The sequence below is a fragment of the Clostridium gelidum genome, from assembly GCF_019977655.1.
Taxonomy (GTDB): domain Bacteria; phylum Bacillota; class Clostridia; order Clostridiales; family Clostridiaceae; genus Clostridium; species Clostridium gelidum.
This window is the reverse complement of record NZ_AP024849.1, coordinates 5,592,630-5,618,452: the sequence shown is the minus strand read 5'-3', so window position 1 is coordinate 5,618,452 and position 25,823 is coordinate 5,592,630. Positions and strand designations below refer to the sequence as shown.

Sequence of the window (25,823 nt, the reverse complement as noted above, 5' to 3'; positions counted from 1 at the left end):
AAAAAGTATGTAAGAAGGTAAAATACAAAATATTAATACTGAAATTTACTTTCTTGTAATAAAGAATAATGAATGGAGGAAAATATAATGAACATAATTCTTGGTATTATCTTATTATTAACTTTTATTGGTTTTATTATTTATGCTGTTAAGGGCGGAAACATGATGATAGGTTTCTTAGCTATGGCAATTATTTGGACTACACTCGGGATGATAGGTGGGCAAATTACTTGGGCAGATGCACAAACAAAAATTTTCCAAGGTGGACCTGAAAGTTGGGGTGCAACCGCAGTTGTAGTTATATTCGGTAGTTGGTTTGGGCAAGTACTTGTTAAAACAGGAGTGGCTGCAAAAATTATTCGTTTAGCTGTTGAACTAGGCGGAGATAAACCATTAGTTACAACAATTTTAATATCAATTGTTACTGGACTAATTTTTACTAGTACTTTTGGAGCAGGAGCAGTTGTTGCTATTGGTGTTATCGTATTACCAATATTATTATCACTTGGTGTACCAAAGCCTTTAGCAGTTTCATCTTACCTTATGTCAGTAGGATCAGGAATGTATGTAAATATAGTTCTTTTCAAACAAATGCAAGGTATTTTCGAAGGATTCTCATATGATGGTAATTATTTGAAATTTGGATTTACAGCAATGGCAATGCAAATACTTATTGTTATTATCATGTTAGCTGTAAGACTTCGTAAGTCATCAGTAAGTCATGCTTGGGCAGCAACAGCAGGTAAAACTTCCACTAGTGATGAAGTTCCAGGAATTGCATTAATTACACCAATACTTCCTGTTGTCCTTGCTATTGTATTTAAGTGGCAACCAATTCCAGCATTTATTGTTTCCGCATTCTTTGCATTATTTGTTTGTGGAAAAATTAAATCTTATAAAGATTGTGAAAAGATTATTTCTAAGACATTCTATGATGGTGTTGTAGACGTTGCAGCATTACTTGGATTCTTATTCATATTACCAATGTTTAATAAAGTAGCAGGTTTTGATGCAGTATTCTTCCAAAGCATATTAGGCGGAATTATGCCAAATAGTCCATTACTTTTATGTATCTTATTTATAGTCATTGCGCCATTTGGATTATTCCGTGGACCATTAACTGTATTCGGTGCAGGAGCAGCAACTTTAGGAATTTTAAATGGTATGGGAATTTTCTCAGTAGCTTTATTATTCCCACTTATGTATATACCAACAATTACAATGAATATATCTTGTTGTCCAACACAATCTTGGAATCTATGGGCAATCAATTACTCAAAATCTACAACAAAAGACTTCTTACGTTCAGGAGTACTATGGGGTTGGATAATATGTGCAGTTAATACTGCAATAGCATATTTTATGTTTGGAATGTAAAAAAAACTTAGGTTGTTCCTTTTATTAGGAGCAACCACTTGATAAATAGATGTATATTAACATGAAATGGAGGAATAAATATGACTAAAAAAGCAATACGTGTGGGAATAGATGTAGGTGGAACCCATACTAAAGCAGTTGCAATAGATAATGAAACGCATGAAATTATAGGTAAAGGATCAGTAATGACAACGCATGATGATGAAATGGGCGTTGCTACTGGTGTTATTGAAGCATTTAAACTATGTTTAACAGCAAATAATATCAACCCAGAGGATGTTATATTTATTGCACATAGTACAACACAAGCTACAAATGCTCTTTTAGAGGGGGATGTTGCTGATGTTGGAATTATTGGAATGGGAAAAGGTGGACTTGGCGGATTCCTTGCTAAAAGGCAAAGTAAAATTGATGATATTGATTTGGGAACAGGAAGAATTATTAAAGTCCATCATACTTATTTAAAACAAAAAGATGTTAATGATAAAAATGTAGAAGCAGCAATTAATGAATTAAAGCAAAAAGGGGCAAATGTCCTTGTGGCATCTAAAGCCTTTGGGGTAGATGATTTAACTGAAGAAGAAGAGGTTAAAAAGATTGCAGAAAAACAAGGTATTCCTGTATCTGTAGCATCTGAAATTAGTAAGCTATATGGGCTTACTAGAAGAACAAGAACTGCAGCCATTAATGCAAGTATTCTTCCTAAGATGTTAGAAACAGCAGACAGTACTGAAAGTAGTGTACGTAAAGCCGGAATCAAAGTACCATTAATGATCATGCGTGGCGATGGTGGTGTTATGGACATTAGTGAAATGAAAAAACGTCCAGTATTAACTATGCTTTCTGGTCCAGCAGCCAGTGTTGTTGGTGCACTTATGTATTTAAGAGCTTCAAATGGTATTTATTTTGAAGTTGGAGGAACAAGTACAAATATAGGAGTAATTAAAAATGGTAGACCTGCAGTTGATTATTCAATTGTTGGAGGTCATCCTACCTATATTAATTCATTAGATGTTCGTGTATTAGGAGTTGCCGGAGGTAGCATGGTTCGTGCTTCTAAAGATGGAGTTGTTGATGTAGGACCAAGAAGTGCTCATATTGCAGGAATGTCTTATGCAGTATATACACCTATTGAAGAGATTGAAGATCCAGAGGTTGAGTTTTTCTCTCCCAAAGAAGGAGATCCATCAGATTATGTTTGTATTAAACTTAAGAATGGTAAGAAGATTACAATTACAAATAGTTGTGCAGCCAATGTTTTAGGATATGTAACACCTGCGGATTATTCATATGGTAATCCAGAAGCAGCACGTAAGGCTATTGAACCTTTAGCAAAATATATGAATATTAGTGTTGAGGAAGTTTGTAAACAAATTTTACAAAAATCCTATGAAAAGATTAAACCATGTATTGAAGAATTAGCAGAAAAATATAAGTTAGAAAGGGATCAAATGTCATTTGTAGGTGTAGGTGGAGGTGCAGCAGCATTAATACCATATACAGCTAAATTCATGGAATTAGATTATAGTATACCTGAAAATGCTGAAGTTATTTCATCTATAGGTGTTGCACTAGCGATGATTCGTGATGTTGTTGAACGTGTTATACCATCACCATCTAAGAAGGATATTGCTGATATTAAAAAAGAAGCAGCAAATATGGCTATTGCAAATGGTGCAATTCCTGATTCAGTAGAAGTTCAATTGGAAATTGATTCACAAACGTCAAGAGTAACAGCAATTGCGTTAGGTTCTTCAGAAGTTCAAACAACTGATTTATTAAAAGCATGTAGTGAAGATGATGCAAAAGAATTAGCTGCAAAATCAATGGGAGTTTGTGTAGAGGATGCTAATCTTGTTACTAAAAGTAATGTATTTTATGTATTTACTACTAAAAAGAAAGATGATTCAAATCAAATTAGAATTGTAGATAAAAAAGGATTTATTAAAGTTCAACGTGGAGATGGAGAAGCTACAAAATGTACTGTAGCAGAAGCCGAGGAAATAATAGCAGAAATGTGGGAAAATTTATCTGTATATAAAAATGATATTAGATTAACACCAGATGTATATCTTTGTATAGGTGGAAAAGTGCTTGATTATGCAGGAATGATGGATTTGGATCAATTATACATGGTAGTAGATACAGAGTTATCTAGTATGGAACCAGAAGAAGAAATAATTATTATTGGAGCTAAAAACGATATATGATTAGTGAAAAAATAGATTTTCTTGTTAATATGAGTGACGAAGAATGGGGTCAATATGCTTTTAGCAGAGACCCCATTAAGAATAAAATTAGTTATGAATTAAGACAGGAAATGATCGAAAAAGCGAATTTATGTGGAAAAGAGCAAGCATTAAAACTTAAAAAAAGATTTCATAATTTTTCAGTAAAACAGATAGTTGAAAAGATGAATTTGAAAATTACACACAAAGATTCAAATGGTACAGATAATTATATTATGTTTGCTTGTTATAATAGCCCTAATAAAGTGACATTGTTTACGAAAAATATGATACTAGTTGAACAATTTATAAAAGAAAATCAACTTGAAAAAAGTTTAGATAATGTGGACATTGAGAATATGCTACTTTTACATGAAATGTTTCATCATATTGAAGGCAATGAACAAAATATATATACAAAAACAGAAACTATTAAGTTGTGGAAGATAGGATTTTTTGAATATAAATCTAAATTAATAGCTCTTGGTGAAATTGCTGCCATGGCATTTGCAAAAGAGATGCTATCTTTGTCTTACAACCCATATGTCTTTGATATAATTATGTTATATCCTCATGATACAAAGAAAGCAGACGAGTTATTAGATGAAGTAAAAGAAATTAAAGGAGGAATCTAAAATGAATGAAGTTATATTATTCGGAGAACCTATGGCTATGTTTACAGCAGAAGTTGAAGGAAATCTTGATGAAGTAGAAAAATTTAGTAAATCTTTAGCAGGTGCTGAAGTTAATGTATGCACAGGACTTACGAGACTCGGTCATAAGGTTTCTTATGTAACAAAACTTGGAAATGAACCTATGGGACAATATGTAAAGAAATTTTTAGATAGAGAAGGAATTGGCACAGAATTTATTGAATTTCATAAGACATATAAAACGGCACTTATGCTAAAGAGTAAAGTTGCTCATGGAGATCCAGTAACAGCTTATTATCGAAAAGGATCAGCATTTTCATATATGAGTGCAGAAGATATTGATAAAATTGATTTTAATGGAGTTAAACTTGTCCATGTAACAGGTATACCACCAGCATTATCTATAAGTTGTAGAGAAGCTACATATAGATTAATAGAACGTGCAAAAGAAAATGGTATTTATGTAACCTTTGATCCTAATTTACGCCCTGCATTATGGGAAAGTCAAGAAGTAATGATAGAAGTAATTAATGAGTTGGCTTCAAAAAGTGATATGGTATTACCAGGAACAAGCGAGGGATTAATATTAATGGGAAGTGAAGATCCAGAAAAAATTGCAGATTTCTATCAAAAGCTAGGGGTAAAGAATGTTATTGTGAAGCTTGGCGGACAAGGTGCCTATGTTAGGGAAGGCGAGAATAGCTTTATTCAATCAGGATTTAAAGTAGAGACGGTAGTTGATACTGTAGGTGCTGGAGATGGATTTGCAGTTGGTGTTATTAGTGGGAAATTAGAAGATTTAACAATTCGGGATTCTGTTGTAAGAGCCAATGCTATTGGAGCGATTCAAGTAACTTTTGTTAGTGATAATGAAGGACTACCTACCAGAAAAGAATTAGATAGTTATTTGAAAAAATCATTAAGCTATGTAAAATAGTAGCTGACAGTTAGTACTAAGAATATTATTTGTTTATCTATAATTACAGGTAGATGCATTATTAATTAATGCAGTTTAAATAGGCTTACTTAGTGAGCCTATTTAAAGATGACATAAAAAATAATATAGTATAAATTATTGAATATTTAGTATATATGATTGATAATAAGTACTGAATGGAGGAATAAATTATGCTGAAAAGTTCTGTGGATAAACAAAAAAATATTACAATTGTAGATGTTGCAGCTTATGTAGGAGTTTCAAAGACAACAATATCTAGATATTTAAATAAAAATTTCGAATTTATGTCAAGGGAAACTCAAGAAAAAATAGATGAAGCAATTAAAGTACTAAAATATAGACCAAACCGCATAGCGCAAACATTAAAAGCTAAAAATAAAAATATAATTGGTGTAACAATCGCAGATATAGGTAATCCTTTCTCTTCTTTACTTATTAAAGGAATAAATAATGTATGTCGTGCAAAGAATTATCAAGTACTTGTTACAAATGCTGATAATATAGATGAACAAGAAAAGGAAAATATAGAATCTTTACTGGACAGTCAAGTTGATGGGTTGCTAGTTAATACAACGGGTAATAACTATGAATATATAAAAGAATTTAAAAATAGGGATAATTATAAACCTATAGTATTATTAGATAGATTTATAAGCCCATTAATTTGCGACTCAGTAACAACAAATAATGTAGATGTAACAAAAAATATATTAAATGAATTATTAAAAAATGAATATAATCACTATGTATTTTTTTCGGAGGATATAAATGGTATAAGTCCTAGATTAGATAGGAAAAAGGGAATGGAAGAATTTTTATCTGAGTATTCATTTATAAATGGAGAGACTATTATTATTAAAAAAGAGGAAATAATAGATATACAAGAAAAGATAAAGACTATTTTAAATGAAAATAAAGGTAAGAATACTTGCTTTTTTGCAAACAATGATGAAATATTAAAAGTTCTTATAGAATGTCTATTTGATTTAAAAATAAACATTGGAATAGATGTGGGTATATTTGGATTCGCTGATGAAAAATGGGCTCGTTTAATTGGACCAGGAATTACTTCAATAGATCAGAATCCATATAAAATAGGAGAAAGAGCAGCCACATTACTTTTTGAAAGGATAGATGGTAGTAGAACAACAGAATTTGTTCTAGAAGAAATTCCTGCTACAATTCACCTACATTATTCTACAAATATTATAAAAAAATAGGTGGAATGATTATGAATAAAAAGGCATAAATTTATTAGTTTTAATATAGGTGATTTAGAAAATTTAGATGCATATGAAATATAGAAATGGGACATAATGGTGCATATTATAGAGAAAAATTAGATAGTCTCTTGAAAATTTACAAAAAGAAAATTTTAACATAATGTAGGAGGTTAAAATGAAATTACAAGTTGCTATAGACAGAGTTCCATTAGAAAAAGCAGAAAGTTTAGTTAAGGCTTTTGATGGAGTAGCAGATATTATTGAAATTGGAACATCATTAGTCAAGGATTATGGACTTTTAAAATTGAAAGAATTAACTAGTAAAACAATTAGTTCACAAATATTAGGAGATATTAAGACAAGTGATGAAGGGGCTTATGAATTTAAACAAGGTTTTAAACAAGGCTTTAATATTTTAACGGTAATGGGAAGTGCATCATTAGAAACTATAGAAAAATGCTATGAGGTTTCTGAAAAAAGCAATGGAACAATGATGATAGATTTATTAGAGTGTTCAGATGAGAAAATTAAAGAAATATCAAATTTTAAGAATGCTATCTATTGTATACATGCTTCTATTGATAGAGAAAAATTAAAAAATCCAGGTAAAACAATAGAAGTATTTAAGGAAAAATTTCCGAAAATCAATCGAATTGCAGTAGCAGGGGGAATCACCTTAGACTCTATTACTGAATTAAACAAATATAATATAGAATTAGTTATCGTAGGTTCTGCAATTACTGGTACAGATAATCCAATAGAAATAGCAAAACAATTTAAGGAGGTAATAGAAAGATGAGAACAATAGATCAAATATTAGATGAAATTAAAGATGTAATAGAAAAAGTGGATGAGGAACAAGTAAAAAAGATAATGAATGTTTTAAAAAAGGGAACACGAATTTTTGTAGATGGAGAAGGCCGTAGTGGATTTCAAGCAAAAGGATTTGCAATGCGTTTAATGCATATTGGATATAACTCTTATGTAATGGGGGAAACAATTACACCAGCTCTAAAAAAGGGAGATATATTTCTTTCAATATCAGGTTCAGGAAAAACAAAAAATATATTAAGTAATGCAAAAGCTGCGAAAGATTTGGGACTAACTATAATTGGAGTTACAAGTAAGAAGGATTCTCCTCTTGGAGAAGTATCAGATTTAGTACTTGAAGTTCCAGGAAAAACAAAAAATGATAATGGTGTTGCATCAATTCAACTCTTAAGCTCTTTATTTGATCAATCTGTTCATATAGTATTAGATGATTTATGCTTATTAATAAGTAAAAAAGATAATTTATCAGACAGTGAAGCTTCAAAGAATCATATTAATGTAGAATAATAGACTTTAAAAGTAATTATTAATAGAAAGGGATGGGAAAATAATGAGATTTTTTTTAGACACAGCAAACATAGAACATATTAAAGAAGCAAACGAAATGGGAGTAATATGTGGTGTAACTACAAACCCATCACTAATTGCAAAAGAAGGTAGAGATTTCAATGAAGTTATAAAAGAAATAACAGAAATAGTTGATGGACCAATAAGTGGAGAAGTTATAAGTGAAGATGCACAAGGAATGATTAAAGAAGGAAGAGAAATTGCAGCAATTCATAAGAACATGATTGTAAAAATTCCAATGACAGCAGAAGGACTTAAGGCTACTAAAGTTTTATCTAAAGAAGGAATAAAAACAAATGTAACTTTAATATTTTCAGTAACACAAGCATTACTTGCAGCAAATTCAGGAGCAACATATGTAAGTCCATTTTTAGGAAGAATAGATGATATATCTATGGATGGAATGGAACTTGTTAGAAATATCGCAGATATATTTGCAATTCACGGAATAGAAACAGAAATAATTGCAGCTAGCGTAAGAAATCCAATTCATGTTATTCAAGCAGCACAAGCTGGAGCAAATATTTCAACAATACCTTATAGCTTAGTTCTACAAATGATAAAACATCCATTAACAGATCAAGGACTAGAAAAATTCAAAGCTGATTGGGCAGCAGCTTTCGGTAAATAAATGTATCATTTGTAAATAATGATAAATAGTTATGCGAGAACTTTAGAATTTTAGAATTTTAGAATTTGCTTGTAGAATGCGGATTTAGGCAGATATTATAAAAAATTAATAATGCAAAGTGAGGAAAAAAATGAGTAGAGAATTAGATAAGTTATCTATTAATGCAATAAGAGTACTTTCAGCAGATGCAATTGAAAAATCACAGTCTGGTCATCCAGGACTTCCACTTGGAGCAGCAACTATGGCATTTACTTTATGGGCAAAGATGAACCATAATGGAAAAAATCCAACTTGGGATAATAGAGACAGATTTGTATTATCGGCAGGACATGGATCAATGCTTGAATATTCATTATTACATTTATTTGGATACGGAGTAGAGGTTTCTGATATTAAAAACTTCAGACAAGTTGGAAGTTTAACTCCAGGACATCCTGAGTTTGGTCATACTAAAGGTGTTGAAATTACAACAGGGCCACTTGGTCAAGGAATATGTAATGCAGTAGGTATGGCTATGGCAGAAGCACATCTTGCAGAAAAGTTTAATAAAGAAAAATATAGTGTAATTGATCACTATACATATTCAATATGTGGAGACGGCTGCCTTATGGAAGGAATTTCAGGAGAAGCATCATCACTTGCAGGAACTTTAGGACTTGGAAAATTAGTTGTATTGTATGATTCAAATAATATTTCAATTGAAGGAAGTACTGATATAGCATTTAGAGAAGATGTAGCTAAAAGATATGAAGCCTATGGCTGGCAAGTGTCAAAAATTGCTGATGGAAATGATATAGATGCAATAGAAAGTGCAATAGAAACAGCTAAAGCAGAAACTTCAAAACCTTCAATTATAATAGTCAAAAATCAAATTGGTTTTGGATGTCCCGCAAAACAAGGAAAAGCATCAGCTCATGGAGAACCATTAGGTGCTGAAAATGTAAAAGCCATGAAAGAAAACTTAGGTTGGAAGACAGAACCAGCGTTCTATGTACCAGATGAAGTATATACAAATATGAATGAACACATAGAAAAAGGTGTTTCAAAAGAATCAACTTGGAATAAATTATTCAGTGAATATTCTAAAGAGTACCCTGAACTTGCAAAAGAATATGCTGCATGGATGAGTGGAGAAATAGATAAAGAAGCCTTATTAAATAATGAAGAATTCTGGGGCTTTGATAAAGAAATGGCTACAAGAGAATCTTCAGGAATATTGATAAATAGATTAGCAAAATTAATTCCTAATTTAATAGGAGGATCAGCTGATTTAGCTCCTTCAAATAAAACTTATATGGCTGGCAAAGGAGATTTCTCAGATACAGACAGAAGCGGACAAAACCTTCACTTTGGAGTTAGAGAACATGCAATGGCAGCTATAGTTAATGGTATGTATGTTCATGGTGGACTTAAGGTATTCTGTTCAACATTCTTCGTATTCAGTGATTACATGAAGGGTGCTATGAGATTATCAGCTCTTATGAATCTTCCTGTAGCTTATGTTTTAACTCATGATAGCATTGGTGTTGGGGAAGATGGTCCAACTCATCAACCAATAGAACAATTAGCAGCACTTAGAAGTATGCCAAATATGACAGTATTTAGACCAGCTGATTCAAAGGAAACTGCAGCAGCTTGGTATTATGCTGTAACTAATGGAACAACACCAACATCATTAGTTTTAACAAGACAAAAATTGCCATTATATGATGGATGCCCTAAGAGAGCATTAAAGGGTGGATATATCCTTAAAGATTCTAAAAAAGAAACTCCAGATGTACTTCTTATGGCATCAGGTTCAGAAGTTGAATTAATATTTAAAGCAGCAGCTGAACTAGAAGCTAAAGGAATAGATGCAAGAGTTATAAGTATGCCATCATTCGAATTGTTTGAAGCTCAGGATGCAGCTTATAAAGAATCAGTTATGCCAAACGCAGTACGCGCAAGAGTTGCTGTTGAAGCATTAACATCATTTGGATGGCATAAATATGTAGGTCTTGATGGAGATGTTATTTCATTAGATACTTTCGGAGCATCAGGAAATGCAGATACATTATTTAAGCAATTTGGATTTACTGTAGAAAATGTTGTAGAAAAGGCTGTTAAGATTTGCAATAAAAAATAATTTTAGAGAATATAGTGAAAAGATTCTACTCATATTAATATTTGAGTAGAATTTTTTCATGTCTATTAAAATAAATTAATTAGGGAGTACAATTTGATTTTTTGTAGTTTATTATATTTGCTGTTCCTATATTCATTTTCAGCATAAAATAACGAGTAACTATATAAAAGAATATCTGTCCAAGTTTACTTAATTAGATAAAATAAATCTTATTAGAACATATAGAATAAAACAAAGAACATCATTGGTAAGATGGTTATATGTATTGACACAATAAGAAGGGATGCTATAATTTAAACATCAATGTACAAGGGGGATTAATATGATGAATAAGATATTATTATCAATAATAGAGGACTTAAATGACGAACTTATAGGTGTATATCGTAAATTACATGAAAATCCTGAATTACCTAATGAAGAATTTGAAACAACAAAATTAATAAAGAAGTTATTAAAAAAAGTAGATATAGAAGTTCTTGATTTACCACTAGAAACAGGACTTGTAGCACAAATAAAAGGAAATCCTAATGGGCCAGTTGTTGCTATTAGATGTGATATAGATGCATTGCCAATTCAAGAAGAGACAAGCTTATCTTATAAGTCTAAAATAAATGGTAAGATGCATGCTTGTGGACATGACTTTCACACGGCTGCAATTTTAGGAGCAGCTTATTTAGTTAAAAGACATCAAGGATCATTAATAGGTACAATAAAATTTATATTTCAGCCTGGAGAAGAAAGTGCAGATGGAGCTAAGAAAATTTTAGCAACAGGTGTTTTAGATGATGTAGATGCAATTTTTGGTGTACATAATGTTTCTGACGCAGAAGTGGGTATTATGGGAATAAAAACTGGAGCGATGACTGCAGCTGTTGATAGATTTGAAATTAAAGTTACAGGTGTTGGAAGTCATGCCGCTAAACCAGAAAGAGGAATAGATCCAATTATAATTGCAAGTAATATAGTTACATCTCTTCAAACAATCGTTAGTCGTAACATAGGTGCAACAGAAAAGGCACTTTTAAGCGTAACACATATAGAAGGTGGAAATACATGGAATGTAATACCTGAATCTGCATATCTTGAAGGGACAGTTAGAACATTAAATGAAGATATACGTGGACTAATATCTAAAAGAGCAAGTGAAATAATAACTGGAATAGCACAATCTTTTGGCGGAAGTGCAGAACTTATTTGGCATTCAGGTTCACCAGCAACTAATAATACTGAAGAATGGGTTGATTTTGCTACTAAACTTGGAAAGAGGACTGGCTATAATGTTAAGAAAATTTCTATGGGTTTAGAAGGAGAAGATTTTGCATATTATCAAAAGAACATACCAGGCGCATTTATTATTATAGGGACAGGACTTTCTTATGCACATCATCACCCAGCATATCAAGTAGATGAAAAAGCAATCTTAAATTGTTCAAAATACTTTGCTCATCTGGCAGAAGGTGCATTGAAGGAAATATTAGATAAAAATTATACACAGATAAAAGAAGCACGAAGTGCAACCAAGAACTTTATAAGTTCAAATAAGAACTTATAAAATAAAGAAATCTTGGAATTGAAAAAGAGGTAAATTGAAAATGAATACTAAGATGATTATATCAATTTTTATTGTATTAGGTTTATATATGAGCCTTTGTTATTATATTGGTTTAAAAGGAAAAATAATATTTTTAGGTGGGTATGTAAAATTTGAGCATAAGATATATGGATTAATATATTGGACAACATATTGGATTGTAGCTTTAGCTTTTATTTCAAGTAATATATTAAGAGGGATATTAACCACAGATAACTGGATAATATCAATATTCACATTGATTGGGACAACTTATCTTGGAGTTTTTATTTATTCAATAATAATATTTTTTGTGGTAGATTTTATAAAATTTGTTTTAAAGAGAATTAATCTTAAGCCACCAATTAAAGAAAAGCTAAAAAAGGTATATTGTAATGGAATTTCAGTATTTATAGTAGTATTCATTTTAGTTTGTTTTGGAATTTGGAATGCTCAAAATCAAGTTGTAACAAATTATGAAGTAAATATAAATAAAGATGCAGGTGAAGTTAATTCATTAAATGTTGTTATGATTTCTGATGTTCATATGGGAATAACAATAAAAGAAAATGGAATTAATAAAATGGTAAATTCAATAAATGAATTAAATCCGGACATAGTTTTATTTTGTGGAGATATATTTGATGAGAATACTAGTACAAAATTAAAAGAATATTCTAGAGAAGCTTTTAAAAATATAAAATCAAAGTATGGAGTATATGATGTTACAGGAAATCATGAGTATGGTGCTGGTGATTTATCAGAGACTATTTCATACTTTAAAGATGCAAATATTCAGTTTTTGCAAGATGAGTCAATAAAAATCGCAAATAGTTTTTATATAGTTGGAAGAAATGATTCATCAAATAAAATGGTAACGGGACAAGACATAAAACAACTTAGTGAGGTCTTGAAGGACACGGATAAAGCACTTCCTATTATAGTTTTAAACCATAGACCAGAAGACTTAGAGGCAGCAAAAGCAGAAAATGTGGATTTACAACTTTCAGGGCATACACATAAGGGGCAGATATTTCCTTTTAACTTTGTTACAAGCTATTTATATGAAAAGGATTATGGACATTTAATAAAAGATGATTTTAATTTGATTGTAAGTTCAGGCTATGGTACATGGGGGCCGCCAATAAGAATTGGAAGTAAAAGTGAAATTGTGAATATTAGAGTTAATTTTAATAAATAATAATATTACAGATGATATTTTAGAAAAATTAAATTTATATGAAAAGCTAGTGATTACATTTGTTTGGAAAGTTATGTTAAACATTTAATGATGTAGTACAATTATCGAATATTTGAGGTATAATTATTTTATGTAAAGTTAAAGAGGTGAACGTATAATATGGAGTACAATATATTTAAATTATTAGTGGATAATATTCCACAACCTATATGGATAAAAGATATTGACCTAAAATTTGTATATGTAAATGAAGAATATGAGAATATTCATAAAGGTGTAAATAAAAAATTTATTGGACTAAAAGACGAAGAAATCTTTGATGGAGCAATAAATAATGAATGTTATAGATATTGTAATCTAGTTATAAGTTCATTGAAGCCAATAACAGAAGAATGTTATCTAGGTGGAATACATAGAAAAATCACTATAATTCCATTGATTAATAATAATGGAGAAATAGAAGCCATAGCGGGTATATATGTGAATTTAGATATTATAAATGAAAAAGATAAGATTATTGAGGAACAAGAAAATATATTGAAGGTTGTAATGGAAACATTGCCAGGAATGGTTTTTTATAAAGACAAGGATGGAAAATACGTTTATGTAAATAAGGAATTTGATGAGTTTTATAATAGAGAAGGTATAGGCAAATCAATAGGAAAAACCAATTTTGATATACATTCTTCAGAAGAATTAGCACTTAAATATACAAAAGAAGATAATGAGGTTATTAAAAATAAGCAAAGTATATGTGTACAAACTGTAGTTAATTCAAAAAATGGGGAAAAAATATATACTGAGGCTGTAAAAGTACCTGTAATAGATAAGAATAATGAGGCTGTTGGTGTAGTTGGACTTATTTTAGATATTACTGAAAAGAAGGAAGCTGAAGAACAATTAAAACACGTAAGCTTTACGGATATTTTAACTGGCTTATATAATAGAACTTATTTTGAAGAAAAAGCAAAGGAACTTTTATCTGAGGAATATCTTCCAGTGGGCGTGATAATGGGAGATGCAAATGGTTTAAAATTAGTAAATGATACATTAGGACATAACGAAGGTGATGAGTTATTGAAACTTATAGCTCAGGTGCTTAGTGATGTGTGTAATGCGGGTCAGTTAATATTTAGAACCGGTGGGGATGAATATGTAATTCTGATTCCGAATACAACTGATTATGAGTGTGAGAATATTATCAAAAGAATATTTAAACAATGTGAGAATTATAAACATGACTTAATTGATGTAAGTGTATCTTTAGGCGCATCCTTAACTGATAATATAAATAAAAGTATATATGATGCTTTAAAAGAAGCAGAGGATAAGGTATATAGGCAAAAATTGTTACAAAAAAATAGTTTCAACAGTTCGGTTATGTATTCTTTGCAAGCAGGACTTCAAACTAAGAGTTTAGAAACAGAGGAGCATACAGATAGGGTAGTAAACTATTGTCTGATTATTGGAGAAAGACTATCACTTCCAATGTCTGTAATGGATGAATTGACAATTGTTGCAAAGCTTCATGATATAGGAAAAATAGGAATAAGTGAAGAAATATTACTTAAAGAAGGAAATTTAACTGATGAGGAATTTGAAGTAGTTAAAACACATACAGAAAAGGGCTATAGAATTGTAAAAGCATCTAATCAATTAGATAATATTGCTAAAGGTGTTTTAACACATCATGAAAGATGGGATGGAAATGGCTACCCTCTTAAATTAAGTAGGGAAGGTATACCACTAATAGCTAGAATTGTTAGTATTGCAGATGCATATGATTCTATGACTAATAATCATCTTTATAAAAAAGTATTTAATAAAGATGATGCTATTGAAGAATTACAAAGATGTTCAGGAAAGCAATTTGATCCTGACATAGTTAGAATATTCACAGAATATTTAAGTGAAACTCAAGTATGTGTCTAAAAACAATAAGAACTTAGAAAAATGAATAACAGTAAATAATCAAGGTGTGAAATTAATTGAGAATAATTAATTTCACACCCTTTTATTTCTATGGAATCAGATTTGATTTTTATGAAATAAAAATAACATTGACAAAATGAATTGTTGATATATAATAATATTAAGTAACACCCCCGAGGGGGGAGGGGAGAAATAACATGAGTGAAGAAAGAAAAAAAGCAGTTCAATCATTGAAAACTGCAAAGGGACAAATTGAAGGTATAATAAAAATGATTGAAGACGATAGATATTGCATAGATGTAGCCAATCAATTGCTAGCAGTACAATCTTTAATAAAAAAAGCAGATTTGATGATTTTACAGGGGCATTTACGTCATTGTGTCAAGGAAGCTTGTCTTAATAATAATCCAGAAGAAAAAATAGAAGAATTTAACAAGGTTTTAGAAAAAATACTTTCTAAATAAGATATTCAGAAGGAATATCATCATTAATTGTCAATTGTAAATTCTACATTGTCAATTGAATAAGTAAAGAGGTGAAAATTAATTATGAATAAAAAAGCACTTAAAATTGAAGGAATGACGTGTTCTGCATGTGCAAATAGGGTTGAAAGGTTTGTTGGGAAATTAGATGGCGTAGATAATGCAAATGTTAATTTTGCTACAGAAACTCTAAGTGTTCAATTTGATGAAACAAAGTTAAATAATGAAAGCATTGAAGAGGCAGTAATAAAAGCAGGATATGGTGTTAAGAAGAATATAAAGACTTATACTTTTAAGGTTGAAGGAATGACATGTTCTGCATGTGCTAACAGGGTTGAGAGAGTTACAAAGAAGCTTCATGGAGTTGAAAATTCTGTTGTTAATTTTGCAACTGAAAAACTTACTGTAAATATAGATGAAGATGAAATTGGATATGGTGAAATTAAAGCGGCTGTAGATAAGGCTGGATACAAATTAATTAAGGAAGAAGAAAAAGTAACAGGAAAGAAAAAGTTAGAAGCAAGTAAAATACTGCTTTTTAGATTTATAGTATCTTTAATTTTTACAGTTCCACTTTTAATAATAACTATGGGTCATATGCTTGGGATGCCACTTCCGCATATAATTGATTCCATGATGAATCCATTAAATTTTGCAATTATTCAAGTAGTGTTGACACTGCCTGTAATGATAATGGGATATAAGTTTTATACTATTGGTATTAAAAACGTATTTAAATTGAGTCCTAATATGGATTCTCTCATTGCTATAAGTACACTTGCAGCATTTATATATGGTTTATTTGGTATTTATAAGATAAATATTGGAGAGACAGAATATGCTATGCATTTATATTTTGAATCAGCAGCAGTTATTTTAACTTTAATAACTCTAGGTAAATACTTAGAAGCCGTTTCAAAAGGGAAGACATCACAAGCTATTAAATCATTGATGAGACTCGCACCTAAAACTGCAACAATTATACGTGATGGTAAGGAAGTAATTGTTCCTGCTGAAGAGGTAATAGTTGGGGATATCATTTTAGTTAAACCAGGTGAAAAGTTATCAGTAGATGGGGAAGTTGTCGAGGGAAGTACAGCAATTGATGAATCAATGTTAACAGGTGAAAGTATTCCTGTAGAAAAGAGCATTGGAAGTAATGTAATAGGAGCGAGTATTAATAAAACAGGGTTTATTAAGTACAAAGCTATAAAAGTTGGAAAAGATACTGCACTTGCTCAAATTGTTAAGTTAGTTGAAGATGCACAAGGATCAAAGGCACCAATAGCAAAACTTTCAGATGTTATTTCAGCTTATTTTGTTCCTACAGTAATTATTTTAGCTATAATATCAGCTGTAGGGTGGTTAAGCTTTGGAGAAACTCCCGTATTTGCACTAACAATATTTATTGCAGTACTTGTAATAGCTTGTCCATGTGCACTAGGCCTTGCAACACCAACAGCAATAATGGTCGGAACCGGTAAAGGTGCTGAAAATGGTGTATTAATAAAAGGTGGAGAAGCTTTAGAAATAACACATAAAATTAAGACCATTGTATTTGATAAAACGGGTACAATTACAGAAGGCAAACCTGTGGTTACAGATGTTTTGACTAATGGAATTTCAGAAAATGAAATATTAGTTTTAGCAGCAAGTGCTGAAAAGGGATCAGAACATCCATTAGGTGAAGCCATAGTAAGAGGCGCAGAAGAAAAGAATCTAAAACTTAAATCAATAGAAGAATTTAATGCAATTCCAGGGTATGGAATAGAAGTTAAAATAGATGGTAAAACTATTTTAGTTGGAAATAAAAAATTAATGAATGAAAAAAGAATAGATATAGATGTTTTAGCCAAAGATTCTGATAAATTAGCAAATGAAGGAAAAACACCTATGTATATATCAATTGACAATATTTTAAGAGGGATAGTAGCTGTTGCAGATACCGTTAAACCAAGTAGTAAAAGTGCAATAGAAGCCCTTCATAAAATGGGGATAAAGGTTGCTATGATTACTGGTGATAATAAGAAAACAGCAGATGCTATAGCTGCGCAAGTTGGAATTGACATAGTGCTCGCAGAAGTTTTACCAGAGGATAAAGCAAATGAAGTCAAAAAGCTTCAAGGAGAAAATATAAAAGTAGCTATGGTTGGAGATGGAATAAATGATGCACCGGCCTTAGCACAAGCTGATGTTGGAATTGCAATAGGATCAGGTACTGATGTTGCAATTGAATCTGCAGATATAGTCCTTATGAGAAGTGATTTGATGGATGTTATAACAGCAATTAAATTAAGCAAAGCAACCATTAAAAATATAAAACAAAATTTATTCTGGGCATTTGGATATAACGTACTTGGAATCCCAGTAGCAATGGGTGTTCTTCATATATTTGGAGGGCCATTACTAAATCCAATGATAGCAGCGGCAGCAATGAGCTTAAGCTCAGTTTCAGTACTTACAAATGCACTAAGACTAAGAAATTTCAAAGTATAGTATCAATTTACAATTCATAATTATGAATTGATAAAGGATTATAAATTAATTTAAAAATATGGAGGGATAAGTATGAAAAAGAAAATATTAATTGAAGGAATGAGTTGTGAACATTGTGTAGGTCATGTAAAGGAGGCTTTAGAGGGCTTGGACAAAGTGACTTCAGTAGAAGTTAGCCTTGAAAATAACTGTGCAATAGTTGAAACTACAAATAGTAACGAAGAATTAAAGGCAGCAATTGAAGAAGAAGGCTATGATGTAGTCAAAATTGAAGAATAGATCATTGTAACATTACCAATATAGTCATTATATTTTTAATTAATCATTACTACCATGTAGGAAAAATGATTTAGAAAAATATAATGACTTTTTTATTTAATATAAATTTTTATGTAGAGATGGCTATAGAAGAGATAAGTACCATATCTGAAGATATTGCAGCTATGTCACAGGAACTAAATGCTTCAATAGATGAAATAAATTCAATTGTTGAGAATATGGCAACTAATTCAGATAAATCAACAAAGAATTCATCAAAGATCCTAGAGGGTATAACACAAACAACTATAAGCATGGAACAAGTTGCAGCTACTGCTGAAAGCCAAGCTATACTTGCACAAGACTTAAATAATCTAATAGAAGGATTTAAAATATAACATGCGCTTATGTGTATATACAACCAAAATAAAGGTCACGCATTTGTTATGTTTGCTGAGGATTTATCTGTGAACTTCTACTGAAAAAATATTTACAGATAAATCCGAACATGCAACATTATACATAAGCATGACCTTTATTATTGTTTTGGTATATAATTGAAGGTATAAGTGAAATTTGAAAAGGAGATAATATGGAGAGCATTGGAAGTAAGTTAGCAAAAATTATATTGCGGATCATTAAACTAAATAAAATGTGGCAATTAACTGGTAATGAGCTTAGAGATAGTATAGAAAAAAGGCAATTATCAGAAAGTCATGAGCCGCCTAAAGTAATCAAGAATAGATTTAATATTATCAAAAATGATATAAATGGTTATTGTTATTATATAATGAAACCATTAAAAGATGTAGGACAAAAACATATTCTTTTTCTTCATGGAGGAGGATATGTATATGAAATTAATATCATGCATTGGGAATTCTTGGAAAAAATATCAGATGAATTGGGATGCACAATAACTATTCCTATTTATCCTTTATTACCGAAACATGAACACCAAGACGTATTTAATATGATTGTTCCAATATATAATCATATTATTTCAGAGGTAAAACTTAAGGATATAGTAATCATGGGTGATTCGGCAGGTGGGGGTATGAGCCTTGCCTTAGCAGAGCTTTTAAAAGAAAAGAACTTGCCACAGCCTGGGAACATAATTCTTATATCACCAGCTTTAGATATGTCACTTTGCAATCCTGAAATACCTGAAGTAGAGAAACTTGACCTAATGTTAGCAGTACCTTCATTAATTAATATTGGTAAGTGGTATGGAGGAGAAAAGGGTTCAAAACATTACTTGGTTAGCCCGATTTACGGTGACATTGAAGATCTTGGGAAAATTAGTTTGTTCACAGGGACTAATGATATATTATATCCAGATGCCAAGAAGTTAAAAATCATAGCAGAGCAAAAAGGAATAAAGATAAACTATTATGAATATCCTTCAATGCTTCATATTTGGCCCTTGCTTTTCTTTCCTGAATCAAAAAAAGCAAGAGAACAAATTATTGAAATCATAAAATCATCATAGAAATAAATTTTCTTAAGGAAACTAGAACAAATATGCATTGAATTTCACCGAGTTATACATAAGTACGAGTTTACGAGGAAATCTATCTACAGTCCCATCTATCTTTGTATTAATTAAAAGATTGTGTTATTTTGCTTATGGCGTAGTCTAGGGCACTTTCAAGGTTTGCATTATTTTTGCCAGCACCTTGAGCCAAGATAGGACTTCCGCCACCTTTACCATCAATAAGAGATATAGCATCTTTTAAGAGGTCATTCATTTTTACTTCTTTAACATCTTTAGAACATGCGAATAGTAGATTAACCTTGTCATCAGATTTTACTGCCATTAAAGCAATTGTATTTTCATTTTCAACAAGCTTAGAAGTTAGAGTGGTTATATATTTTAGATTTTCACCATTAAATATTTCCTTTATGACTTTAATATTTTTTACTTTAATTGCATTTTCAAGAATTTCTTTAACTTGATATTTAGCTAATAAAATATTAAGGTTTTTATTATTTTCATTAGCTTCACGTAAGTTTTCATTTAAATTCTTTATTCCATTTATCGCTTCATCTTCGTTGGAATTCAAATATTTGCATATAGAATTTTGGAATTCATCTTTTTTAAAAGAATCAGAAACAGCACGTTCGCCAGCTAAGAATTCTATTCTTGTTCCATCTTTGTGTTTCTCAAATCTTTTTATTTTAATAAGCCTAAGGTCTTGAGTTGATGCAGGGTGAAGACCACAACAAGCATTAATATCAAAATCATCTATTTTAACAATTCTAATGTCGTCCACAACGTTTGGAAGAGCACGTCTAAGAGATAACTTTTTAAGCTGCGCTTTAGTTGGAATGAAAGATTCTACAGCTAGGGCATCACCTATGATTTTATTTGCAAGCCTTTCAGCTTCTCTCACTTGAGCTTCGTTTAAAATTCCTAAAATATCAACAGAACTTATATCGCTACCTAAATGTATTGCAAATGTATTTGCATTAAAAAGATTATAAAATGAACCAGATAAAATATGTTGACCTAAATGTTGATGCATGTAATCTGCTCTTCTAGGCCAGTCAATTTCACATTTAACCTTATGTATTTTAATTGGTTTCTTTTCAACCACGTGATAAATAATTTCATCTTTTTCATAAACATCAAGGATTTTTTGATCTCCTAAATTTCCAAGGTCACAGCTTTGTCCGCCACCACCTGGGAAAAAGGCTGTTTTATCTAATATAACGTGAAATGTATTTTCAATTTCTTTTATATCAACAATTTCAGCAGTAAAATCCTTAAGGTATTGGTCATCATAATAAATTTTTTCCATATGTAAATAAGCCTCCCAATATAATTTTTTCTAAGGCTCAGATGAATATCATATTTAGAAATTCACAAAATTTTAAATAAATAAGCAAAACATAAATTTCATGAAGAAATCATTTTACAATATATATTATTTTTAATCTGAGGCTAAGAATAATTCGATAATCTTATTATAACAGATACGAGTTTTTTCAGCATAATCAAAAATAAATGTTAAAAAATAATTACTGGAAAATAAGTATTAAGAAATAAGTATCTAAAGATAACTAAACAGGCAGCCGAAAAACAGAAAATTAATTTATTGGAGGGAAGTAATATATACTGTTTCAATTCCATATGGAGTGTTTTAAATAAATGTTGCTATGAGTCGCGTGATTATAACAACATTTATTTAAAACAGTCACCATGGAAATAGATTTTAAGAGGTGACTAGGGTTTATAAGTTTTTATATTTCAAATTAGTCATAAAGAAATAGTTATTAGATATTTATATGGTTTTTATTAAATTTCTAATTATAATTTCATGATTGTGTTATTTTTTAATGAAGTTAAGCCTTCTGGAGTATGAGTTGATAAATATACAGTATTATTTGATTTGATAAAAGTTCTAACATTTTCTAATGTTTCTTTTGCTAATTCTTTATCTTCAAAAACTACTGATAATTGATTTTGTCTTAAAGCTTCGTCTGTATAAGTAATATCACCATGAATCATATAATGAATTCCATTATATATTTATTTTTAAATTAATTTTACCAATAGTTTAATGAAATTAAATTTAACTCAATTTAAATTCTGAATAAATCTTACTTCTATTTAGATTAATTGTCAATATGTCTTATTTATTATTGGATAAAAGATAATTATTCTACAAATACTAACATAAGAAGAGAACGAATGTGAGTTGGGTATATTTGTAGAATAAGGTGGTAATAGTATGAATTTATTATTTTATATGACTTTCAATTTCATTATTTATTCATTTATAGGTTGGATTATAGAAGAAGTGTATTCTTATGTAACTGTTAAAAAAATTAAAAAGGAAGGTTTTTTAAAAGGACCAGTTAAGCCAATGTATGGTATTGCAAGTACAATTTTGATTTTATATAATCAAATATTAGATATTGATGGAATTCCTTTAGTATTATTATGTTTTTTGATTCCAACAACAGTAGAATATATAAGTGGATATGTGTTAAAGCATGTATTTAATAAAGCTTATTGGGATTACTCAAATTTAAAATATAATATTCATGGATTCGTAACCCTTAGATTTTCTTTATATTGGACATTACTTAGTTTTATAGGTGTTTACTTTTTGCAACCAGCTGTGTATAACATTTATAAAGCATCAGAAAAGACTTTAATCATAGGAGCTTGTTTTTTTTCAATTATATTAACAATAGATTTTTTCTTAACTTTACGAAACGTTAAGAAAAATACGTTTTTAACCCAAAGGTGAAAACTGCACCTATGGGGGCTATCCTCATAAGTGCAGTTTTTATATTAATATTTATAAGTTATATAGTACAGCTAATTTATCAAATGCTGGAAATGAGTTTTTAATCTTTTCATATGAGATACAATAAGCTAATCTTACATGACCAGGGCATCCAAATGCTGAACCTGGAACAAGTAATAAATTAAATTGTTTTGCATCTGCACAGAATTTCACATCATCCTCAATTGGTGATTTAGGGAATAGGTAAAAAGCACCTTGAGGTTTAACACAAGTAAAGCCAAGAGATATTAAATGGTTATATAAAAGGTCACGATTTTTCTCGTATATACTAACATCAACTTCTGCATCTAAAGATTTTGCAATTACTCTTTGGAATAGGGATGGGGCATTAACGAAACCTAAAATTCTGTTTGCAATGTTCAAAGCAGACGTCACTTCGTCAAAACCATCCATTGATGTGTTAATAACCACATATCCTATACGCTCGCCAGGTAAAGATAATGATTTACTATAAGAATATCCTATAAAAGTATTAGGATAATATTTCAAAAGACAAGGAACTTCGATATTATCATAAACTATTTCTCTATAGGGTTCATCTGATATTAAATATATAGTTGTATTTAATTCTTTTTGTTTTTCGCTTAGCAGATTAGCTAAAGCTTGTATTACTTCTTTTGAATAAACAACACCAGTTGGATTGTTTGGATTATTTAATATTAAAGCCTTAGTTTTAGAAGTGATAACTGAACTTAAAGTTTTTAAATCGGGTTCAAAAGTTTCAGTGTCAGTTGGAGAAATTACAAGCTTACCATTAAAATTTTGAACATAATTTTTATACTCCCCAAAGTATGGCGCAAAGGTAATAACTTCATCGTCAGGATTTAAAATTGATTTCAAAATTATATTTAATCCACCTGCAGCCCCACAAGTCATAACAATATTATTTCTAGAAAGATCTAGATCATGTTTTTTATTTAAAAAGGCACTTATGTCATCTCTAACATCTTCATAACCAGCATTGTTCATATATCCATGAACATAATTTGGTTTTTCTTCATCTAAAATTTCAGAGATAACCTTTTTTATACTTTCTGGAGGTTCAACGTTTGGATTACCTATACTGTAATCAAAAACATTTTCTTCTCCATAAATTTCGGATAATCTTTTGCCCTCTTCAAACATAGCTCTTATGATAGAACTATTTGAAACAAGGGATTTCATCTTATTTGATATCATATTTTTAGCCCCCAATTCATATTTTGTATAGTATAATTTTATCACATTATAGCTAAATACGGACGAAATATTTATTAAAGTACGAATTAATTATGATAATAAAAATAGCATAATATTTAATGGAAATACACTTAGAGAAGCCTTAATAAATTGAATGTTTATAATAATATACAATGTTATTTATTAGTATTTCAATTTATAATATAAATAAATGTGATAAATCTTAATATAATCTAAAATTTTAGATTATTTGGTTGAAAGGAGCAAATAGACATGATATTGTAATGTATAGTCCGTAATGTGATTATATATATATTATTTTTCATATATGAGACATAATAGAATTAGATTTACATAATACGTATTTTATTTAACAAAATAAATTTATTATCATAGACATTTATCAAATAATAGGAGGATTTTTAATTATGCAAGAAAAAGTAAAAGAGGAGATTAAATCATTTTTATCCCTTAGAGCAAAGATAATGATGCAATTTGTAATTTTAATAGGAATTGGAATAGGAATTGGAATAGCAATAAAGACGAGTTCAACAGTGGCAATTATAGTTATAGTAATTTCTGTAATAATAGTTACAATTCTATCATTTGCAGCTAGTATTACAATAATGCAACCCTTAAGGAAAATAAATGCGCTAGCAGAGAGAATGGCTGAATATGACATTACGACAGATATAAAAATTACTAAAAGTGATGAATTTGGAAAAATTGGGATAGCTTTAAATAAAGCACAAGAAAATCTTAGAGAATTGATAAGAATATGTGCTGATAATGCAACAAAGGTATCTTCATTAAGCGAAGAAGCATCTGCAACAGTTCAAGAGTTATCAGTAAGCTTAGACGAAATAAACTTAGAATTTGTAAAGGTTGATTCAAATACCCAAGCAAATAGTGGAAATGTTGAAGAGATTTACGCATCAATTCAACAAGTAACTGCCAATATGGAAGAATTAGCAGCAAGAGCTGAAACAGGAAATGAAAACTCAGGTAATATAAAGGAAAGAGCTAAGGCTGTAGAAGTTAATAGTAAGAAAGCAATTGAGAATACAAGAAATGTATATTATGAAAAAGAGAAATATATAAAGAAAGCTGTTGAGGAATCAAAAGTAGTTGAAGAAATAAAAATAATGGCAGATTCAATAGCAGCTATAGCAGAACAAACAAATCTTCTTGCATTAAATGCAGCAATTGAAGCAGCTAGAGCAGGAGATTCAGGTAAGGGATTTGCAGTAGTTGCAGAAGAGGTAAGAAAGCTTGCAGAAGAGTCATCTTCATCTGTAGTCACAATTCAAAGTACAATTGAGAGAGTAGAAAAGGCATTTAACAATCTTTCAGAAAATAGTAAGGAAATGCTTAAATTTATTAAAACTAATGTAAGTGAAGATTTAAAGGATTATGGAAATGTTGCAGTTAAATATAATGAAGATGGAGAATTTATAAGTGAAATGTCACAGCAAATAGCTGAGATGTCTGAACAAGTAAATTCATCAGTTGAACAAGTAAGTGCCGCAATATCAAGTACTGCTAAGAACTCAGAAGCAGTTTCAAGCAGTACTCATAATATACAACAAGGAATAGGTGAGACATCAATTGCTATGAGACAAGTAGTAGAAATAATAGGAAAAGAAGCTATTAAAGCTGAAGAATTAAGCAGTATAATTTCTAAATTTAAATTATAGTTAGAGTATATCCAAAGTATAAATGGGACATGCTTTTGTGAAATGTTACATGAAAATATTTGGTAACATTAACAAACACATGTCCATTAT

Annotated in this window: 22 protein-coding genes; 19 read left to right on the top strand and 3 right to left on the bottom strand. The window is 30.2% G+C overall.

Translation table 11 applies throughout. The annotated features are described in order from the left end of the window. The first annotated feature begins 87 nt into the window (after positions 1-87). The 17 genes from psyc5s11_RS25745 (at position 88) to psyc5s11_RS25665 (ending at position 20,027) form a co-directional block, all read left to right on the top strand. Complete coding sequence (locus psyc5s11_RS25745) at positions 88-1,377, top strand: citrate transporter (RefSeq protein ID WP_224035299.1); 1,290 nt, start codon at positions 88-90, stop codon at positions 1,375-1,377. Between the two features lie 80 nt (positions 1,378-1,457). Continuing rightward, a complete protein-coding gene (locus tag psyc5s11_RS25740) occupies positions 1,458-3,587 on the top strand; it encodes a hydantoinase/oxoprolinase family protein (RefSeq protein ID WP_224035298.1) in 2,130 nt (709 codons plus the stop codon). Then, positions 3,584-4,240, top strand: coding sequence for a hypothetical protein (locus psyc5s11_RS25735; protein WP_224035297.1), 657 nt, complete (start codon positions 3,584-3,586; stop codon positions 4,238-4,240). The genes psyc5s11_RS25740 and psyc5s11_RS25735 overlap by 4 nt, the downstream gene beginning before the upstream one ends. A 1-nt stretch (position 4,241) precedes the next feature. Next, a complete protein-coding gene (locus psyc5s11_RS25730) occupies positions 4,242-5,195 on the top strand; it encodes a sugar kinase (protein WP_224035296.1) in 954 nt (317 codons plus the stop codon). Positions 5,196-5,386: 191 nt separating this feature from the next. Further along, positions 5,387-6,436, top strand: a complete 1,050-nt coding sequence (locus tag psyc5s11_RS25725; RefSeq protein ID WP_224035295.1) for a LacI family DNA-binding transcriptional regulator — start codon at positions 5,387-5,389, stop codon at positions 6,434-6,436. Between the two features lie 178 nt (positions 6,437-6,614). Further along, complete coding sequence (locus tag psyc5s11_RS25720) at positions 6,615-7,238, top strand: orotidine 5'-phosphate decarboxylase / HUMPS family protein (protein ID WP_224035294.1); 624 nt, start codon at positions 6,615-6,617, stop codon at positions 7,236-7,238. Beyond that, complete coding sequence (hxlB, locus tag psyc5s11_RS25715; RefSeq protein ID WP_224035293.1) at positions 7,235-7,777, top strand: 6-phospho-3-hexuloisomerase; 543 nt, start codon at positions 7,235-7,237, stop codon at positions 7,775-7,777. The genes psyc5s11_RS25720 and hxlB overlap by 4 nt, the downstream gene beginning before the upstream one ends. 43 nt (positions 7,778-7,820) lie before the next feature. Beyond that, entirely contained in the window at positions 7,821-8,468 is a 648-nt protein-coding gene (gene fsa, locus psyc5s11_RS25710; protein WP_224034230.1) for a fructose-6-phosphate aldolase, read from the top strand. Between the two features lie 130 nt (positions 8,469-8,598). Next, positions 8,599-10,593 carry a transketolase gene (tkt, locus tag psyc5s11_RS25705; RefSeq protein ID WP_224035292.1) on the top strand — a complete coding sequence of 665 codons (1,995 nt, stop codon included), beginning with the start codon at positions 8,599-8,601 and terminating at the stop codon, positions 10,591-10,593. 322 nt (positions 10,594-10,915) lie between these two features. Further along, positions 10,916-12,148 (top strand): amidohydrolase, encoded by a 1,233-nt coding sequence (locus tag psyc5s11_RS25700; RefSeq protein WP_224035291.1) that lies wholly within the window; start codon positions 10,916-10,918, stop codon positions 12,146-12,148. Positions 12,149-12,188: 40 nt separating this feature from the next. Continuing rightward, on the top strand, positions 12,189-13,367 hold the full coding sequence (locus tag psyc5s11_RS25695; RefSeq protein ID WP_224035290.1) for a metallophosphoesterase: 1,179 nt from the start codon (positions 12,189-12,191) through the stop codon (positions 13,365-13,367). A 159-nt stretch (positions 13,368-13,526) separates the two neighbouring features. Then, the gene (locus tag psyc5s11_RS25690) at positions 13,527-15,299 is read left to right on the top strand and encodes a sensor domain-containing diguanylate cyclase/phosphohydrolase (protein ID WP_224035289.1); all 1,773 of its coding nucleotides are present in this window, start codon (positions 13,527-13,529) and stop codon (positions 15,297-15,299) included. Positions 15,300-15,496: 197 nt separating this feature from the next. Continuing rightward, complete coding sequence (locus psyc5s11_RS25685; RefSeq protein WP_224035288.1) at positions 15,497-15,763, top strand: metal-sensing transcriptional repressor; 267 nt, start codon at positions 15,497-15,499, stop codon at positions 15,761-15,763. 84 nt (positions 15,764-15,847) lie between these two features. Next, positions 15,848-18,277 carry a heavy metal translocating P-type ATPase gene (locus psyc5s11_RS25680; RefSeq protein ID WP_224035287.1) on the top strand — a complete coding sequence of 810 codons (2,430 nt, stop codon included), beginning with the start codon at positions 15,848-15,850 and terminating at the stop codon, positions 18,275-18,277. Positions 18,278-18,349: 72 nt separating this feature from the next. Next, positions 18,350-18,556: a heavy-metal-associated domain-containing protein gene (locus tag psyc5s11_RS25675; protein WP_224035286.1), complete on the top strand. Its 207-nt coding sequence runs from the start codon at positions 18,350-18,352 to the stop codon at positions 18,554-18,556. Positions 18,557-18,639: 83 nt separating this feature from the next. Continuing rightward, complete coding sequence (locus psyc5s11_RS25670; protein ID WP_224035285.1) at positions 18,640-18,933, top strand: hypothetical protein; 294 nt, start codon at positions 18,640-18,642, stop codon at positions 18,931-18,933. A 194-nt stretch (positions 18,934-19,127) separates the two neighbouring features. Continuing rightward, entirely contained in the window at positions 19,128-20,027 is a 900-nt protein-coding gene (locus psyc5s11_RS25665) for an alpha/beta hydrolase fold domain-containing protein (protein ID WP_224035284.1), read from the top strand. Positions 20,028-20,136: 109 nt separating this feature from the next. Here the strand turns inward: psyc5s11_RS25665 and psyc5s11_RS25660 are convergent, their stop codons facing one another. Together psyc5s11_RS25660 and psyc5s11_RS25655 are read right to left on the bottom strand one after the other, a co-directional pair. After that, a complete protein-coding gene (locus psyc5s11_RS25660) occupies positions 20,137-21,339 on the bottom strand; it encodes an alanyl-tRNA editing protein (RefSeq protein ID WP_224035283.1) in 1,203 nt (400 codons plus the stop codon). A 509-nt stretch (positions 21,340-21,848) separates the two neighbouring features. After that, positions 21,849-22,049, bottom strand: coding sequence for a hypothetical protein (locus psyc5s11_RS25655; protein ID WP_224035282.1), 201 nt, complete (start codon positions 22,047-22,049; stop codon positions 21,849-21,851). A 223-nt stretch (positions 22,050-22,272) separates the two neighbouring features. On the opposite strand from psyc5s11_RS25655, the gene psyc5s11_RS25650 reads away from it, so the two are divergent. Further along, positions 22,273-22,797, top strand: a complete 525-nt coding sequence (locus psyc5s11_RS25650; protein ID WP_224035281.1) for a putative ABC transporter permease — start codon at positions 22,273-22,275, stop codon at positions 22,795-22,797. Between the two features lie 51 nt (positions 22,798-22,848). Here psyc5s11_RS25650 and psyc5s11_RS25645 read toward each other — a convergent pair whose 3' ends face one another. Continuing rightward, positions 22,849-24,036 (bottom strand): pyridoxal phosphate-dependent aminotransferase, encoded by a 1,188-nt coding sequence (locus psyc5s11_RS25645; RefSeq protein ID WP_224035280.1) that lies wholly within the window; start codon positions 24,034-24,036, stop codon positions 22,849-22,851. Between the two features lie 428 nt (positions 24,037-24,464). Here psyc5s11_RS25645 and psyc5s11_RS25640 point away from each other — a divergent pair, with 428 nt between their 5' ends. Continuing rightward, entirely contained in the window at positions 24,465-25,733 is a 1,269-nt protein-coding gene (locus psyc5s11_RS25640; RefSeq protein ID WP_224035279.1) for a methyl-accepting chemotaxis protein, read from the top strand. The last annotated feature ends 90 nt before the right edge of the window (positions 25,734-25,823 follow it).

Coding starts and splice junctions, on each gene's coding strand:
- psyc5s11_RS25650 (WP_224035281.1), top strand. CDS start 22,273: ATGAATTTATTATTTTATATGACTTTCAATTTCATTATTTATTCATTT.
- psyc5s11_RS25665 (WP_224035284.1), top strand. CDS start 19,128: ATGGAGAGCATTGGAAGTAAGTTAGCAAAAATTATATTGCGGATCATT.
- psyc5s11_RS25645 (WP_224035280.1), bottom strand. CDS start 24,036: ATGATATCAAATAAGATGAAATCCCTTGTTTCAAATAGTTCTATCATA.
- psyc5s11_RS25655 (WP_224035282.1), bottom strand. CDS start 22,049: ATGATTCATGGTGATATTACTTATACAGACGAAGCTTTAAGACAAAAT.
- psyc5s11_RS25740 (WP_224035298.1), top strand. CDS start 1,458: ATGACTAAAAAAGCAATACGTGTGGGAATAGATGTAGGTGGAACCCAT.
- psyc5s11_RS25660 (WP_224035283.1), bottom strand. CDS start 21,339: ATGGAAAAAATTTATTATGATGACCAATACCTTAAGGATTTTACTGCT.
- psyc5s11_RS25730 (WP_224035296.1), top strand. CDS start 4,242: ATGAATGAAGTTATATTATTCGGAGAACCTATGGCTATGTTTACAGCA.
- psyc5s11_RS25675 (WP_224035286.1), top strand. CDS start 18,350: ATGAAAAAGAAAATATTAATTGAAGGAATGAGTTGTGAACATTGTGTA.
- psyc5s11_RS25680 (WP_224035287.1), top strand. CDS start 15,848: ATGAATAAAAAAGCACTTAAAATTGAAGGAATGACGTGTTCTGCATGT.
- psyc5s11_RS25700 (WP_224035291.1), top strand. CDS start 10,916: ATGATGAATAAGATATTATTATCAATAATAGAGGACTTAAATGACGAA.
- psyc5s11_RS25690 (WP_224035289.1), top strand. CDS start 13,527: ATGGAGTACAATATATTTAAATTATTAGTGGATAATATTCCACAACCT.
- psyc5s11_RS25725 (WP_224035295.1), top strand. CDS start 5,387: ATGCTGAAAAGTTCTGTGGATAAACAAAAAAATATTACAATTGTAGAT.
- psyc5s11_RS25720 (WP_224035294.1), top strand. CDS start 6,615: ATGAAATTACAAGTTGCTATAGACAGAGTTCCATTAGAAAAAGCAGAA.
- psyc5s11_RS25695 (WP_224035290.1), top strand. CDS start 12,189: ATGAATACTAAGATGATTATATCAATTTTTATTGTATTAGGTTTATAT.
- psyc5s11_RS25745 (WP_224035299.1), top strand. CDS start 88: ATGAACATAATTCTTGGTATTATCTTATTATTAACTTTTATTGGTTTT.
- fsa (WP_224034230.1), top strand. CDS start 7,821: ATGAGATTTTTTTTAGACACAGCAAACATAGAACATATTAAAGAAGCA.
- tkt (WP_224035292.1), top strand. CDS start 8,599: ATGAGTAGAGAATTAGATAAGTTATCTATTAATGCAATAAGAGTACTT.
- psyc5s11_RS25670 (WP_224035285.1), top strand. CDS start 18,640: ATGACTTTTTTATTTAATATAAATTTTTATGTAGAGATGGCTATAGAA.
- psyc5s11_RS25735 (WP_224035297.1), top strand. CDS start 3,584: ATGATTAGTGAAAAAATAGATTTTCTTGTTAATATGAGTGACGAAGAA.
- psyc5s11_RS25640 (WP_224035279.1), top strand. CDS start 24,465: ATGCAAGAAAAAGTAAAAGAGGAGATTAAATCATTTTTATCCCTTAGA.
- hxlB (WP_224035293.1), top strand. CDS start 7,235: ATGAGAACAATAGATCAAATATTAGATGAAATTAAAGATGTAATAGAA.
- psyc5s11_RS25685 (WP_224035288.1), top strand. CDS start 15,497: ATGAGTGAAGAAAGAAAAAAAGCAGTTCAATCATTGAAAACTGCAAAG.